We start from the raw sequence: 14,307 nt of genomic DNA, 5'->3' as shown, positions 1-14,307 counted from the left end.
CTACCCGGCCGACCTCGTGGATGCGAGGTCGGCCCCGTAGCGGCGCGCGGCCAGCAGGTAATGCAGCCCCGCCCAGAAATACAGCGCGCCTGTTATCGCCATCGCCAGCACCAGCCCGCGTCCCGCCCCATGGGTCAGCGCCATATGGTCGCTCAGCCAGCCCAGCAGGAACGGCCCCGCCGCGCTTGCAATGCCATACACCACGTTGAGAACGGCCGAACAGGTGGCGCGCATCCGCGGGTGCATCAGGTTCTGCAGCGCGGCAAAGGTGATGCCGAGATAGCCGAAATTGAGGAAGGTGGCGGCGGCGACAAGCACCAGCAGCGTGCCCAGATCCTCGCGCGTGATCGCCAGCGCATAAAGCGGCCCGCCCAGCAGCAGGCAGACGGCGGGCACCAGCGCATAGGCGGCGGGGTTCTTCGCGCCCAGCCTGTCCCCCAGCATCCCTTGCATGATGACCGAGACCGCGGACGGCGCGCTGGCGATCAGGCCCGAATAGAGGCCGGCCTCGGCCAATCCCACATTGAACTGCCGGATCATCAGCGAGGTGAAGAAGTAATTGAGGCCAAAGCCCATCATCGCCGCCAGCGCCGACCCGATCACCAATTGCCGGGCCGAAGGCAAGGCGAACAGCCGCGCCAGCACCGCGCTGACCGGGGGCACAGCATCGCTGTTCGTGACTGCATCATGCGCACCGCGCCGGGGTTCGGCCACCATGAACCACGCCACGATCCCCAGCACCACGCCCGGAACCGCAGCGATGAGGAAGGTTTCGCGCCAGCCCCAGTTCTGCGCAATCCAGCCGCCGCCCATGAAGCCGATCAGTGCGCCAAGCGCCGGGGCCAGCATCAGCACCGATATGGCAGTGCCGCGCTTGTGCGGCGGGAAATAGTCCGAAATCACCGATTGCAGGCTGGGCAGGCCAATCGCCTCCCCCAATCCCACGCCCATGCGCGCGGCGAGCAATTGCACCCAGCTTCCTGCCCAGCCGCATAAGGCGGTCGCGGCAGACCACAACACCGTGCCGATGGAGATGAGCGACAAGCGCCGCACCCGCTCCGCCGCGCGCGCCACCACCAGACCCACGCCGATATTGAGCACGGTAAAGGCCACGCCCATCAGCGACACCTGCCGGTCGGTCAGGCTAAACTCGGTCTTGATCGGCTCGACCAGCACATTGACCACGATCCGGTCGATAAAGCCCACCGTGCTGATCATCGCCAGCACGATCAGCGCAAACCACGGCGAATTGCGGCGCCAGTCCATGCGGTATCTCTCCCTCTCCCAGCAAAGGAATAGAGCGCAAGCTGCAGGGAGAGGCAAAGATAAAGTGATCAAACGCCGTGTTGCGGCCATTTGATCGCGCGCCTATCGGGCACCCTTGGCAACAAATGCGCGGGTGCATGAACGCCTATGGCAACACAGAAACGCCCCCGGCGCACATGGCGGCTCACCCGGCTGCTTGTGGCGCTTCTTGTCCTTGTTGGAACGGCTCTCGCCGTATTTGCCTATGCCGGCTACTCGCCGCGAACGCTGATGCGCGATGCACGGCTTCGCGCGGATATTCACGCCATCGGTCGGCAGGCGCAGGAGCGTTTGCGCCAATCGGGGAATCAGGCATCGCGCCAGCTTGCCGGCCCGCTGCTGGCCCGATCAATCAGCCATTCGCGCTCCCGTGCGCTTGCCGCTGCCACATTTCCCGTTCCCGATGGCATACGATGCCTTTTGGAGCGGCATTTCCTGTCGATCGATTTTGACGAGGTGCGATGGATGCCGTCGGGCGCTGACCTGACGCTCGGAAATATTCTCACGCGGTGGTATTTGCAGGAAGGGGCCGTGGTTCTTCAGGACGTCGTCGTATTCTCTTCGCCCCAAGCCGCGCAGGGGCGCCGATTGTGGGCGCATGAGCTGACCCATGTCCTGCAATATCAGGAACTGGGCCTTGAAGGATTTGCGCACGCTTATGCGGCAAATGCTCTGGCGTTTGAACGCCAGGCCGAGGATCATGCACAGGCGGTTGTCGCGCGGCTGGATGACAAGGCCTATGCGCGCTGCGGTCTCAGGCTTGTCGGTAATCCGCAATAAGTGCCCCCGCTGCGGCCAGTTCCGCTTCGTGGCTTTCCTCGCGCCAGCTTTCGGCCAGCGCCTCGGCTTCCCATTGCTGCATCGCGGGGTGGGCAAGGATGTCGTCGACCCATGCCTGCCCGCGCCCCACATCCAGCGCATAGGTGCGGATGCGATAAGCGACGGGGGCGAAGAAGGCATCGATCGCGGTGAACTGTGCGCCGGCCAGAAACGGGCCCCCGAATCGCTCCAGCCCTTGCTCGAAAATCTCGCGCACCCGCGCCACATCGCGCGTGAGCGGGGCATCGTGCGGCCCCATCTTCACGCGGACGCCCACATTCATGGTGCATTGGCCCCGCAAGGCCGAAAAGCCGCCATGCATTTCGGCAACCGCGCATTGCGCAAAGGCGCGCGCGGTGGCGTCCCCCGGCCAAACCCCCTCATGCCGATCCGCGATATAGAGCGTGATGCCCAGCGAATCCCACACGGTCGCCGCGCCATCCAGCAGCACCGGCACCTGCCCCGTGGGCGAAAAGGCGCGGAATTCGTCGTAATTGCTCGGCTTGGTGAAGGGCTCCACCCGGTCGGTGAAGGGAATGCCCAGCGCGCGCAGCAACAGCCAGGGGCGCAGGCTCCAGCTCGAATAATTCCGGTTCGCCGTGATCAGCGTGTAGGCCATCGGCTGGCCCGCCTCAGCTGACGTAATGCGCGGATGTGCGCGCCGCCACATCCTCGGCGGTAACGCCGGGGGCCAGTTCGATCAGGCGGAAGGGGCTGGCATGATCGGGGCGGCTGAACACGCACAGATCGGTGATGATCATGTCCACCACGTTGCGGCCCGTCAGCGGCAGGGTGCATTGGGGAATGAATTTGGGGCTGCCGTCCTTGGCGACGTGTTCCATCACCACGATGATGCGCTTCACGCCCGCGACCAGATCCATCGCGCCGCCCATGCCTTTCACCATTTTGCCGGGAATCATCCAGTTGGCGATGTCGCCGCCTTCGGATACCTCCATCGCGCCCAGCACGGTCAGGTCGATATGCCCGCCGCGGATCATGGCAAAGCTGGCCGCGCTGTCGAAATAGGCGCTGTGCGGCAATTCGCTGATCGTCTGCTTGCCGGCATTGATGAGGTCAGCGTCCACCTCGTCCGGATAGGGGAAGGGGCCGATGCCCAGCATCCCGTTCTCGCTTTGCAGCGTCACTTCCATGCCGGCGGGCACATGGTTGGCGACTAGCGTGGGGATGCCGATGCCGAGATTGACATAGAAGCCGTCCTGCAATTCCTGCGCGGCGCGCAGCGCCATCTGGTCGCGGCTCCAGCCCTTGGTCAGGCCATCATGCGTGGTCATAGTGTCTGCTCGTCCTTACGGCTGGGGTGTGGGGGATGGCGGGACCGGAGAAAGCGGAGGTGGCGCGAGAAACCAGCCCCGGCCGATATGCACTTCCAGTTCGCCGGCGACCTCCAGGCTGCGCACATATTCATACAGATCGTCGAAATCGGCGCGTTCGTCGCCCAGGATCGCCAGCAGGCAATCGGTGGTGGCCAGCGCGCGGCGGCGGCTCTGCTTGTTCTCGCGGGCAAAGCGGTTGACGATCAGCGGGTCTTCACCCGCCGGATCGAGCCGCGTTTCGACCAGCGCATTGCGGATCGCGCGCGCTTCGCCGGGGCCGTGGCCGCTGATCCAGTAGATGGTAATGCCGCGCTGGCGCAGATCGCCCAGAAAGGCGGGCAGCGCGGAATCGGTGCGCGCGCCAGTGCCCAGCGGCAACAGGCCGCCTGCCGGATCAAGGTCGATCAGCACGGCGGGCGGCAAAGCGTTGCAGGTCAGCAATTCGGGGCTGAGCGCGGGCGGATCGGCCAGCAGCATGGAAGGGCGGCCCGCAGGCGCGGCCAGCCGTTCCAATACAAAACGGTGAAAGGCCGCATAGGGCGATGCGGGCGCGATCGGCAGGGCCGGTGCAGCATCGGTTGCGGAAGGGGCCGGGGTGGGCGCATCAGCCACTGCCGGCGCAGGCACAGGAGCGGCAACCTCCTGCTGAACAGGCGCGGGATTTGGCGCGGGAGTTGGCACGGCAAGAGGCGGGGGCGGCGGGACGGCCCGTTCGCGTTGCGAGGGCGGGATATAGGGCCCGTCGATCGCCGCCAGCGGATTGGTGGCGCAGGCCTGCAGGCTCGCCCCCGCCAGCAGGACGGCCAGAAAGCGTGCGGCGGTTGCGGCAGAGGCGGTAATCATGCGGTCTCGCGCGGACGCGTGGTGACGAATTCGATCTTCTTGTCGTAGGGCGCGCCCACGATCACGCGCTGGACATAAACGCCGGGCAAATGGATGCAGTCGGGATCAAGGCTGCCCGCGGGCACCACTTCCTCCACCTCCACCACGCAGACCTTGCCGCAGGTGGCGGCGGGGAGGTTGAAATTGCGCGCGGTCTTGCGGAAGACCAGATTCCCGGTGGTGTCCGCTTTCCACGCCTTCACGATGGCCAGATCCGCAAAGATCCCGCGTTCGAGGATATATTCCTCCGGGCCGTTCGGGCCATCGAACACTTTCACTTCCTTGCCCTCGGCCACGGCCGTGCCGACGCCTGTCTTGGTGTAGAAGCCGGGGATCCCCGCGCCGCCCGCGCGCATCCGCTCGGCCAGCGTGCCTTGCGGGCAGAACTCGACCTCCAGCTCGCCCGCCAGGAATTGCCGCTCGAACTCCTTGTTCTCGCCCACATAGGAGGAGATCATCTTCCTGACCTGCCGCGTGCGCAGCAGTTTGCCGATGCCTTCATTGTCGATCCCGGCATTGTTGCTGACAAAGGTCAGGTTCTTCACCCCGCTGGCCTGAATCGCGTCGAGCAGCCGTTCGGGCAGGCCGCACAGGCCAAAGCCGCCGCTGGCGATCAGCATCCCATCGTGCAACAGCCCGTCCAGCGCGCTGGCGGCATCGGGGAAAAGCTTCTTCATCGAACACCTCGTTACGCGGAAAATCCGTCAGAATGGCCCCGCAAACTGGGGTCGCAGACAGAACCGAGGAATAGGCTGCCCCGCGCGCCTTGTCACCCCGCTTGCGCCAGCAATGCTGCATTGCACAATTGCGGTCGGCGCCATAAAGGGCCATCCTTCCGCACCCAAGCCCCTGCAAAACCTTGGAAACTGCGCAAAACTGCGTATGTTGCACAAAATCGAACACTGGTTGCGCTTTTCGCACTTGCGAAAGGAATGGTTTCACGGCATACCGAAACTGCCTTTCAGGCATCCTCTCCCAAACTTTTCACGGCCCGGTTGGCAACAACCGGGCCTTTCTTTTTGTCCCGCGCGTTCCTAGCTTCATCGCATACCGATTACCGCAGGACAGGACATTCCATGGCAGAGGCGAAAGCGGCAGAACTCGAAGCGGGCAGCGCGCGGTTGCAGGTCGCTGCCGCCCGGCAGGAGGAATCGGGCCGCGGCATTGCCCGTCTGCCCCGCTCCACCTTCCAGGCGCTTGGCATTACCGAAGGCGATCCGGTGCAGATCACCGGCAAGCGCACCTCTGCCGCCATAGCCATGGCCGCCTATCCGGAGGACGAGGCGCTGGAGGTGATCCGGCTGGACGGGTTGCAGCGCGGCAATGCCGGCACCGCATCGGGCGAACACGTGATCGTCCGCCGCGCCAGTCCCAAGCCCGCCACGCGCGTGGTCTTTGCCCCCGCCCGGCCCGAAATGCGGCTGCAAGGCCCGACCGAGGCGCTGAAACGCGTCTTTTTCCGCCATCCTTTGAGTGCGGGCGATCTGGTGGCGACGCACGGCCAGCAACCGGTGCACAATGTGCCGCCCGAAGTGCGCCGCCTGTTCAATGCGCCCGCCTATGCGCTGACCGAAATCCGCCTCCAGGTCGTCTCCACCGTGCCCAAGGGCATTGTCCAGATCGACGAGGAGACCGTGGTCGAACTGCGCTCCGAATTCGAGGAGCCGCAGGGCGGGCGCGGAACGGTGAATTACGACGATGTCGGCGGGATGGAGGATACCATCCGCGCGCTTCGCGAAATGGTCGAACTGCCGCTGCGCTACCCGGAATTGTTCACCCGGCTGGGTGTCGATCCGCCCAAGGGCGTGCTGCTCCACGGCCCGCCCGGCACCGGCAAGACCCGGCTGGCGCAGGCGGTGGCGAACGAAAGCGATGCCGAGTTTTTCACTATCAACGGCCCGGAAATCATGGGCTCGGCCTATGGCGAAAGCGAAAAGCGGCTGCGCGACGTGTTTGAACAGGCCGAACGCGCCGCGCCTGCCATCGTCTTTATCGACGAGATCGATTCGATTGCGCCCAAGCGGCAGAATGTCAGCGGCGAGGCGGAAAAGCGGCTGGTCGCGCAATTGCTCACCCTGATGGATGGCCTCTCCAAATCCAACATCGTGGTGATCGCTGCCACCAACCGCCCCGATGCGATTGACGAGGCGCTGCGCCGCCCCGGCCGGTTCGACCGCGAGATCGTGGTGGGCGTGCCCGATGAAAGCGGGCGGCGCGAGATTCTGGCGATCCACACGCGCGGTATGCCGCTGGGCGAAGGCGTGGATCTGGGCGAACTGGCGCGCAGCACACACGGCTTTGTCGGCGCGGACCTGGCGGCGCTGGCGCGCGAGGCGGCGATCGAGGCGGTGCGCCGGGTGATGCCGAAGATCGATTTCGACGCGCGCGAGATTCCGCCGCAGGTGCTGGAGGAACTCTGCGTCGAAAAGGACGATTTCCGCGAGGCGCTCAAACGCGTGCAGCCATCCGCGATGCGCGAAGTGATGGTGCAGGCGCCGACCGTGGGCTGGGACGATATCGGCGGCGTGGACGAGGCCGAGGCGCGGCTGCGCGAAGGGGTGGAACTGCCGCTGAAGAACCCCAGGGCGTTCGAGCGGCTGGGCATCCGCCCGGCCAAGGGCTTCCTGCTCTACGGCCCGCCCGGCACCGGCAAGACCCTGCTCGCCAAGGCGGTGGCGAAGGAGGCGGAGGCCAATTTCATCTCGATGAAATCCAGCGACCTGCTTTCCAAATGGTATGGCGAGAGCGAGCAGCAGATCGCCCGGATGTTCGCCCGTGCCCGTGCCGTGGCGCCGTGCGTGATCTTTATCGACGAGATTGATTCGCTGGTGCCTGCACGCGGCAGCGGCGGCGGCGAACCGCAGGTGACCGCGCGCGTGGTGAATACCATTCTGGCCGAAATGGACGGGATGGAAGAACTCAATTCCATCGTGGTGATCGGCGCGACCAACCGGCCCACTCTGGTCGACCCTGCTTTGCTGCGGCCGGGGCGGTTTGACGAACTGGTCTATGTCGGCCCGCCCGATGAAAAGGGGCGCGAGCATATCCTGAAGATCCACACTGCCAATATGCCGCTGGCTGACGATGTCGACCTGGCGCATATCGCAGGCGAGACGGTGCGCTACACCGGCGCCGATCTGGAAGATGTAGTGCGGCGCGCGGGCCTCAACGCCATTCGCCGCACAGCGGGAGAGCCGGAAAATGTGACCGCAGCCGATTTTGCCGATGCGCTGGCCGACAGCCGCCCCACCGTGACCGAGCAGATGGAAGCCGAATACGCCAAGATGAAGGGCGAGCTGAAGAGGAAGGCGCTGGAAGTGAAGCCGATCGGCTTCCTGTGGGAAGGCATGGTGGAATCCACCCGCGATTCCAAGCACCCGTAAATGGTCGAACCGCCTTGGCGGGGCTGGCAATCAGGGCTGCGCGCCTTCCGCGACCGGCAAATTGCCGGGCCGCCGACGCACCAGCGCGTCAGGCAACTCGCGCCGCAGCCAGTCCAGCATATGTTCGCGCACCGCGCAGCGCAGATCGAACAGCTGGCCGATCGTGGCCGCGCTCATCGCCATGCGCAGCTGGATCGAATCGGTCATCACATCGGTCACCAGCAGGCTGGCGGTGCGCTTGTCCCACAGCGGATGCGCGTGCACGAAACGCAAAAATTCGGCGCGGATCGGCTCCACCTCGGCAGCCGGATCGACATTCAGGAACACTGGCCCGGTGAGCATCTCGTTGCGGCGTGACCAGTTTTCGAACGGCTGTTCCAGAAACTGGTTGGTCGGCACGATGATCGCGCGTTCATCCCAGGCGCGCACGATGACATAGCTCATGCGGATTTCCTCCACCCGGCCCGTGTGCCCCTGCACGACCACCAGATCGCCGATGCGCAGCGGTTCGGTAATCGCCATTTGCAGCCCCGCGATGAGCGAGCGCAAGGCGGGCTGCGCGGCCGCACCCACTGCAAGGGCGGCAAGGCCGGCCGAGGCCAGCAGCGTGGTGCCGATATCGCGCACGCCGGGTATGCCCATCAGCATCAGGCCCACCGTGATGAAGATGATGACAAAGGTGGCGGTGCGCGACAGGATCGACAGGCGCGTGCGGCGGCTGCGCATGGCAACGGGATCGTCGCTGATGTCCAGCCGGTATTCGAGCGCCGCGGTGAGCGCCTTTACCAGCGTGTAGACAATCCAGCCAAGCAGAGCGGGCCGCACGAACCGGGCGAACGGCTCCCACACCAGCGCCAGTTCCTTGTCCGCCTGCGCCGCCAGCGTGATTGCGATGGCCAGCATGGCCCATTTCACCGGCCGCTTCACATGGGCAAGCACAAGGTCATCGACCTGCGTATCCGACAGGCGGGCAACCTTGCCCACGATGGCAAAGATGATCCGGTGCAGCAGCAGCGCGCCGCCTATCGCCACAGCCAGCAGCAGCCCGGCCTCCGCCAGCGCGGCCCACTCAATGCGCCAGTTGGCGGGGTTGAAACGGTCCATGGTCACGCCCTCAATGCGCCTCGTCCCAGCTGGTTCCGGTGCCGATTTCCACGCCCAGCGGCACATCCAGCTTGACCGAAGGAAGCGCCGCTTCGGCCATCACGCGTTCGATCACCGGGCGGGCGGCGGCGACATCGCTGGCGGGCAATTCGAACACCAGTTCGTCATGCACCTGCAGCAGCATCCGCACATCGGGCAGCCCTGCATCGCGCAAGGCGGGCAGCATCCGCGCCATGGCCCGCTTGATGATATCGGCGCTGGTGCCCTGAATCGGCGCGTTGATCGCCGCACGCTCGCTGCCCTGCCGCTCGGTCTGGTTGGCGCTGGTGATGCGCGGGAACCATGTCTTGCGGCCGAACAGCGTTTCGGAATAGCCGCGTTCGCGCACGCTTTGCAGCGTCGTGGCGATATAGCGCTGGATGCCGGGGAAGCGCTGGAAATAGCGGTCGATCATCGCCTGCGCCTCATCCGCCTCAACGCCCAGACGGCCCGCCAGCCCCCAGCGCGAAATGCCGTAAAGGATGGCGAAGTTGATCGTTTTCGCCGCCGCGCGGCTATCGCGCGTCACCTCGCCATACATCTCGCGCGCGGTGGCGGCGTGAATATCCTCGCCATTGGCAAACGCCTGCTTCAGCGTATCGACATCGGCCATGTGCGCGGCCAGCCGCAATTCGATCTGCGAATAATCCGCCGCCAGCAGAACGCAGCCCTCTTCCGCCACGAAAGCCTTGCGGATCTCGCGGCCGATTTCGGTGCGGATGGGGATGTTCTGGAGGTTGGGATCGGTTGAGCTGAGGCGCCCTGTCTGCGCGCCGACCAGCGAATAGGAGGTGTGGACGCGCCCCGTCTGCGGGTTGATTGCGGCCTGCAGCGCATCGGTATAGGTGCTCTTGAGCTTGGAAAGCTGGCGGTATTCCAGCACCTTGTTCGCAATCGGTGCACCTTCAGCGGCCAGCCCTTCCAGAATGGCCTGATCGGTGGAATATTGCCCGCTCTTGCCCTTGCGCCCGCCTTTGTAGCCCAGCTTGTCGAACAGCACTTCGCCCAATTGCTTGGGGCTGCCGATGGTGAAGGGGGTGCCGGCGATTTCGTGGATTTCGCCCTCCACCCCTGCGATGCGCGCCGCGAATTGTTCGGACAGGCGGGCCAGCGCGGCACGGTCCACCTTGATCCCCTCGCGCTCCATCGCCGCCACCACCGGCACAAGCGGCCGGTCGACCTGCTCATACACGCGGGTGCCGCCTTCGATGGCGAGGCGGGGCTTGAGCAGCTTCCACAGCCGCCAGGTCACCTCCGCATCCTCCGCGGCATAGGCGGTAGCGCGGTCGAGCGGGACTTCGGCAAAGGAAATCTGCTTCTGGCCGGTGCCGCACACATCCTTGAAGGCGATGCATTCGTGGCCCAGATGCCGCCGGGCGAGCTCGTCCATGCCGTGGCCGCCACCAATGCCGTCCTCGCCGCGCCCGGCATCGAGCGCGAAGCTGATCACCATCGTGTCGTCAATCGGCGCAACCGTGATGCCGTGCCGGGCCAGCACGTTGATATCGTATTTGATATTCTGCCCGACCTTCAGCACCGCATCGCTTTCCAGCAGCGGTTTCAAGGCGGAGATGGCAGCATCCAGCGGCACCATTGCGGGCTTTTCGGCAAACATATCGCTGCTGCCATGGGCCAATGGGATATAGCACGCCTCCCTCGGCCCGACGCACAGGCTGACGCCGACAAGGTCGCCCGTGATCGCATCAAGACTGCGCGTTTCGGTATCCACCGCCACCACGCGCGCGGCGAAGGCGCGGGCGATCCACGCGTCGAGCTGATCTGCGCTTTGCACGCATTCATAAAGCGCATGGTCGATGGCGGGCCATTCGGGCATGGGCTGGCGGTTGCCTTCGCTGCCTTGTGCAACGGGGGCGCCCGCTGTTTGCGGCTTGGCGGGGTTGAGATCGGTCTTGCGCGAAGGGCTGCCCGCGCCTGCATCCAGCCGCCGCAGCAGGCTGGTGAAGCCGTGCTTTTCGAGGAAAGCGGCCAGCGGCTCTTTCGGCACGCCGTCCAGCTTGAATTCGTCCAGCGGCTGGGGCAGCGGGGCATCTTCTTTCAGCGTCACCAGCACGCGGCTGATCGCGGCGGCCTCGCGCCCTTCCAGCAGGCGTTCGCGCAGCTTGGAGGGCTTCATGCCTTCGGCAGCATCAAGTGCGGCATCGAGCGAACCGTAATCCTGGATCAGCTTGGTCGCGGTCTTGGGGCCGATGCCGAAAATGCCGGGCACATTATCGACCGAATCGCCCATCAGCGCCAGCACATCGCCCACCAATTCCGGCGGCACGCCGAATTTCTCGACCACTTCGGGAATGCCGATGCGCTGGTTTTTCATCGTGTCGAGCATATCGATCGTGCCGACGCCGTCGCCGCCCTCGCTTACCAATTGCATCAGGTCCTTGTCGGAGGAAACGATGGTGACATCCCAGCCTTTCGCGGCGGCGGCGCGGGCGTAAGAGGCGATCAAATCGTCGGCTTCCAGCCCCTGCTCCTCGATACAGGGCAGCGAGAAGGCGCGGGTGGCATCGCGGATCAGCGGGAATTGGGGAACCAGATCCTCGGGCGGGGGCGGGCGGTTGGCCTTGTACTGATCGTAAATCTCGTTGCGGAACGATGTCCCGTCCTTGTCAAGGATCACCGCCAGATGCGTGGGGCCATCGGCCTTGTCCAGATCCTCGGCCAGCTTCCACAGCATGGTGGTGTAGCCATAGACCGCACCCACGGGTGTGCCTTCGGGGTTGGTCAGCGGCGGCAGACGGTGATAGGCGCGGAAGATGTAGGACGACCCGTCGACGAGATAGAGATGCTGTTTTCCGCTCATGGCGCGATGTGCTAGCAGCCTTCGCCGCGCGGGTCATCGGGCAAACTGGCCGAAGGAGGCGCGCAGCGGGCGGAATGGCCCTTGCCCTCTCGGCCTGCCGCATTGTCGCCACATTTAGCTTGCGCCGCCTCAATTGTGGCTATATTTGGGCAGCAGGCGGGCCGAGTGGCCTGCTTTGGATCGGCGGATTGCAATCTCCGTTGGCTCCATCACTTTGATGTGTAAGGATATTCTCATGCGCAAGATCGTTCTCGCCGCTGCTGCCGCTCTGACCCTCGCCGCTTGCTCGCAGGGCACCGAAGAAGCCGCCACCGAAACCGCCGAAGGCGCGATGGTTGACGCTGAAGCCAATGCCGACGCCGCTGTCGACGCCGCCGTCGAAGGCGCCGAAGTTGCTGCTGACGCCGCTGCGGATGCCGCTGGTGAAGCCGCTGCTGCTGCTGACGCCGCTGGCGACGCCGTGGAAGCTGCTGCTCAGTAAGCTTCTTCGCGTAAGCGAAAAGAAAGGGCGTGGCCGCAAGGCCGCGCCCTTTTCTTATGCCCGAACTGCCCCGGGGCTTACGAAGCGGGGCAGCGCCTCAGGATTCGGGTGCCGGTTCGGGCTGCGGATACTGGGCCGAGGCATAGACGCGGCCCGTTGCATTTGGCGCATTTCCGGAAGCGGAGAAGCCGTCCACGATCGCCCGCGCAATCGCGGCGATGCGCCGGTCGCGCGTGGTGGAATCGCCTTGCCCCGTTACATAGATCGCCAACGCGATCGTGCGCCCGTCGGGCAGGGTCAGCAGGCCGACATCGCTCGACGTGTTGTGCAGCGTTCCGGTCTTGTGCATCACCAGCACATCACTGCGCATCTGGCCGCGAATGCGGTTTGCGCCGGTGCGCGTGCGCTCCATCGTGCGGATGAGGAGGTTGGTGCTTGCCGGGCTGAGATAGCGGCCCTGATACAGGCCCGCCAGGAACCGCGCCATGGCCAGCGGCGACGCGCTGTCGCGCGTGTCGATATAGGTTGCCGGGTTGAATTCGCGGTTGTCGCGCACCAGCGTGGCGATGTTGCGGGTCAGCTCGAAATCGGTGATGCCCGCGCGCTCGCGCACCCACTGCGTGACCGCCTGCGGCCCGCCGACAACTTCCAGCAGCGCATCGGTGGCGGGGTTGGAACTGCGCGTGATCATGATGTCAATCAGGTCGCGCGCGCTCATCATCTCACCCCGGCGCACTGGTGCGGTGACCGAGGACAGCGCGGGTGAACTGACAGGCAGGATCAGCGGAAAACGGTCATCAAGGCTCCACCGCCCGCGATCCACCCCGTCGAGGAACATTGCCGCCACGGCAATCTTGCTGGTGCTGGCCATGGGAAAACGCTGATCGCCCAGCACGGCGACCTGTTGCCCGGTGGCAAGATCGATCGCGGCCACGCCGATGCGCCCGTGTGTGCCATCGGCCAGCATCGCCACCTGCCGCAGCAGCGGATCGGTGTAACCGGAATAGTAATCGCGCGGTTCGCGCACCTGCGTGCCGAACACGGAATCAAAGGCGATTTCCAGCTGGTCATCATTCGCCAGAGCCGGGCTGGCGACCCCCGCCAGCGGGCTTGCGAGCAGCGCGGCGGCCAGCGCCAGCGTCTTGAACAGTCCCGTCTTCATGACCCCCGATTACCTATCTTATGGTTGTGGAAAACTTAACGCACGCTCTTTGGCTGGCAAAACCTTGCGCGGTGAAAGGACTCCGTGGGGCGGTGGGGTGAGCAATTGCCCGTATCATTGCGCATTCTCCGGCTTGCGCAGCCGCCAGGCGAACTGGTCTGTCCGCCCGCGAATCGCCGCGTCAAAGACATTGGCGGTGCGCGGATCGTCGGGGCGGGTGTAGAGATCGCTTTCGGCTTCCAGCACGAATCCCGCCGTTTCCAGCGCGGTGCGGGCCAGCGCTTCATCCATGCGGTGCAGGCTGTCCGCCGCCGCTGCGCCGCTGCCGGGCGGGGCGCGGTGATCCACCACGATCAGCCGCCCACCAGGTTTCAGCGCCGCATAGAGCGCAGCCAGCGCCGTGTCGGCCGTGCCTTCGGGCAAGGACGCAAGATACAGGTCGTGCAGGTTCATCACCGAGATGATGGCATCGAGCGGTTCGGGAAAATCAGGGGCGGCCACCGGCCCGCGCAAGGGGAATACGCGCACCGGATTGCCCTCGTTATCGGCATAGGGGGCGACCGCCGCGTCCTGTTCGGATGCATATTCGGGGCGGAAGGCGATGAATTCGTCCGGCTGGAAGGCATAGACGCGTCCGCTGCCACCCGTCGCCTGCGCCAGCAGCCGTGTCATATAGCCGCCGCCCATGATGTAATCGCCCACCGCCTCGCCGCTGCGGATCTGGGCAAAGGCGAGGAGTTCACCCGGCTTGCGCTGCGCATCGGCTTCCCTGTCGGCGGCGGGCCGGGCAATGTCGTTGATCGCGGCCGCATAGCGCGACGGGCTGAAAGCATCCGCCCGTGCCGGTGCTGCATCGTCCGCACTGCCGCATCCGGTGAGCACCCCCAGCGCCAGCGCCAACCCCAGAAATCTGCGCATAGTCCTCTCCCCTCTCTACCGTGTATTCTTTTCCCCCATTGTGGCCGGAATGCGGCACAGGC

12 protein-coding genes are annotated in these 14,307 nt (G+C 65.1%); 3 read left to right on the top strand and 9 right to left on the bottom strand.

The window, feature by feature from the left end; translation table 11 throughout:
- Positions 1 to 1,266, bottom strand: a complete 1,266-nt coding sequence (locus WFP44_RS11100; RefSeq protein ID WP_336926627.1) for a spinster family MFS transporter — start codon at positions 1,264 to 1,266, stop codon at positions 1 to 3.
- Positions 1,267 to 1,413: 147 nt separating this feature from the next.
- Between WFP44_RS11100 and WFP44_RS11095 the strand changes: the two genes are divergently transcribed.
- Complete coding sequence (locus WFP44_RS11095) at positions 1,414 to 2,085, top strand: eCIS core domain-containing protein (protein ID WP_336926626.1); 672 nt, start codon at positions 1,414 to 1,416, stop codon at positions 2,083 to 2,085.
- On the opposite strand, the gene WFP44_RS11090 is transcribed toward WFP44_RS11095, so the two are convergent.
- The 4 genes from WFP44_RS11090 to WFP44_RS11075 are packed head-to-tail and all read right to left on the bottom strand — an operon-like array spanning position 2,060 to position 5,017.
- Positions 2,060 to 2,743, bottom strand: coding sequence for a glutathione S-transferase family protein (locus tag WFP44_RS11090; RefSeq protein WP_336926625.1), 684 nt, complete (start codon positions 2,741 to 2,743; stop codon positions 2,060 to 2,062). The two genes, WFP44_RS11095 and WFP44_RS11090, sit on opposite strands and share 26 nt — an antisense overlap.
- 13 nt (positions 2,744 to 2,756) lie before the next feature.
- Positions 2,757 to 3,416: a CoA transferase subunit B gene (locus tag WFP44_RS11085; RefSeq protein ID WP_336926624.1), complete on the bottom strand. Its 660-nt coding sequence runs from the start codon at positions 3,414 to 3,416 to the stop codon at positions 2,757 to 2,759.
- Positions 3,417 to 3,431: 15 nt separating this feature from the next.
- Positions 3,432 to 4,301 carry a hypothetical protein gene (locus WFP44_RS11080; protein ID WP_336926623.1) on the bottom strand — a complete coding sequence of 290 codons (870 nt, stop codon included), beginning with the start codon at positions 4,299 to 4,301 and terminating at the stop codon, positions 3,432 to 3,434.
- Positions 4,298 to 5,017, bottom strand: a complete 720-nt coding sequence (locus WFP44_RS11075; RefSeq protein ID WP_336926622.1) for a CoA transferase subunit A — start codon at positions 5,015 to 5,017, stop codon at positions 4,298 to 4,300. The genes WFP44_RS11080 and WFP44_RS11075 overlap by 4 nt, the downstream gene beginning before the upstream one ends.
- Before the next feature lie 399 nt (positions 5,018 to 5,416).
- Between WFP44_RS11075 and WFP44_RS11070 the strand changes: the two genes are divergently transcribed.
- Positions 5,417 to 7,723: a CDC48 family AAA ATPase gene (locus WFP44_RS11070; protein ID WP_336926621.1), complete on the top strand. Its 2,307-nt coding sequence runs from the start codon at positions 5,417 to 5,419 to the stop codon at positions 7,721 to 7,723.
- Between the two features lie 30 nt (positions 7,724 to 7,753).
- On the opposite strand, the gene WFP44_RS11065 is transcribed toward WFP44_RS11070, so the two are convergent.
- Together WFP44_RS11065 and polA are read right to left on the bottom strand one after the other, a co-directional pair.
- A complete protein-coding gene (locus WFP44_RS11065; RefSeq protein WP_336926620.1) occupies positions 7,754 to 8,827 on the bottom strand; it encodes a mechanosensitive ion channel family protein in 1,074 nt (357 codons plus the stop codon).
- Between the two features lie 10 nt (positions 8,828 to 8,837).
- Positions 8,838 to 11,684 (bottom strand): DNA polymerase I, encoded by a 2,847-nt coding sequence (polA, locus tag WFP44_RS11060; protein WP_336926619.1) that lies wholly within the window; start codon positions 11,682 to 11,684, stop codon positions 8,838 to 8,840.
- A gap of 235 nt (positions 11,685 to 11,919) precedes the next feature.
- Between polA and WFP44_RS11055 the strand changes: the two genes are divergently transcribed.
- Positions 11,920 to 12,165: a hypothetical protein gene (locus WFP44_RS11055; protein WP_336926618.1), complete on the top strand. Its 246-nt coding sequence runs from the start codon at positions 11,920 to 11,922 to the stop codon at positions 12,163 to 12,165.
- Positions 12,166 to 12,262: 97 nt separating this feature from the next.
- Here WFP44_RS11055 and WFP44_RS11050 read toward each other — a convergent pair whose 3' ends face one another.
- Complete coding sequence (locus WFP44_RS11050; RefSeq protein WP_336926617.1) at positions 12,263 to 13,327, bottom strand: serine hydrolase; 1,065 nt, start codon at positions 13,325 to 13,327, stop codon at positions 12,263 to 12,265.
- Positions 13,328 to 13,441: 114 nt separating this feature from the next.
- A complete protein-coding gene (locus WFP44_RS11045) occupies positions 13,442 to 14,245 on the bottom strand; it encodes a class I SAM-dependent methyltransferase (RefSeq protein WP_336926616.1) in 804 nt (267 codons plus the stop codon).
- Positions 14,246 to 14,307: the final 62 nt, after the last annotated feature.

The organism is Alteraurantiacibacter palmitatis (assembly GCF_037154115.1).
GTDB classification, from domain to species: Bacteria; Pseudomonadota; Alphaproteobacteria; order Sphingomonadales; family Sphingomonadaceae; genus Alteraurantiacibacter; species Alteraurantiacibacter palmitatis.
The sequence above is the reverse complement of the archived record's forward strand: the minus strand, read 5'-3'. Positions and strand labels throughout refer to the sequence as shown.

What these genes read in the sequence shown, in the direction of transcription:
- WFP44_RS11045 (WP_336926616.1), bottom strand. Translation starts at nt 14,245, where the DNA reads ATGCGCAGATTTCTGGGGTTGGCGCTGGCGCTGGGGGTGCTCACCGGA.
- WFP44_RS11085 (WP_336926624.1), bottom strand. Translation starts at nt 3,416, where the DNA reads ATGACCACGCATGATGGCCTGACCAAGGGCTGGAGCCGCGACCAGATG.
- WFP44_RS11055 (WP_336926618.1), top strand. Translation starts at nt 11,920, where the DNA reads ATGCGCAAGATCGTTCTCGCCGCTGCTGCCGCTCTGACCCTCGCCGCT.
- WFP44_RS11100 (WP_336926627.1), bottom strand. Translation starts at nt 1,266, where the DNA reads ATGGACTGGCGCCGCAATTCGCCGTGGTTTGCGCTGATCGTGCTGGCG.
- WFP44_RS11090 (WP_336926625.1), bottom strand. Translation starts at nt 2,743, where the DNA reads ATGGCCTACACGCTGATCACGGCGAACCGGAATTATTCGAGCTGGAGC.
- WFP44_RS11095 (WP_336926626.1), top strand. Translation starts at nt 1,414, where the DNA reads ATGGCAACACAGAAACGCCCCCGGCGCACATGGCGGCTCACCCGGCTG.
- WFP44_RS11070 (WP_336926621.1), top strand. Translation starts at nt 5,417, where the DNA reads ATGGCAGAGGCGAAAGCGGCAGAACTCGAAGCGGGCAGCGCGCGGTTG.
- WFP44_RS11065 (WP_336926620.1), bottom strand. Translation starts at nt 8,827, where the DNA reads ATGGACCGTTTCAACCCCGCCAACTGGCGCATTGAGTGGGCCGCGCTG.
- polA (WP_336926619.1), bottom strand. Translation starts at nt 11,684, where the DNA reads ATGAGCGGAAAACAGCATCTCTATCTCGTCGACGGGTCGTCCTACATC.
- WFP44_RS11075 (WP_336926622.1), bottom strand. Translation starts at nt 5,017, where the DNA reads ATGAAGAAGCTTTTCCCCGATGCCGCCAGCGCGCTGGACGGGCTGTTG.
- WFP44_RS11050 (WP_336926617.1), bottom strand. Translation starts at nt 13,327, where the DNA reads ATGAAGACGGGACTGTTCAAGACGCTGGCGCTGGCCGCCGCGCTGCTC.
- WFP44_RS11080 (WP_336926623.1), bottom strand. Translation starts at nt 4,301, where the DNA reads ATGATTACCGCCTCTGCCGCAACCGCCGCACGCTTTCTGGCCGTCCTG.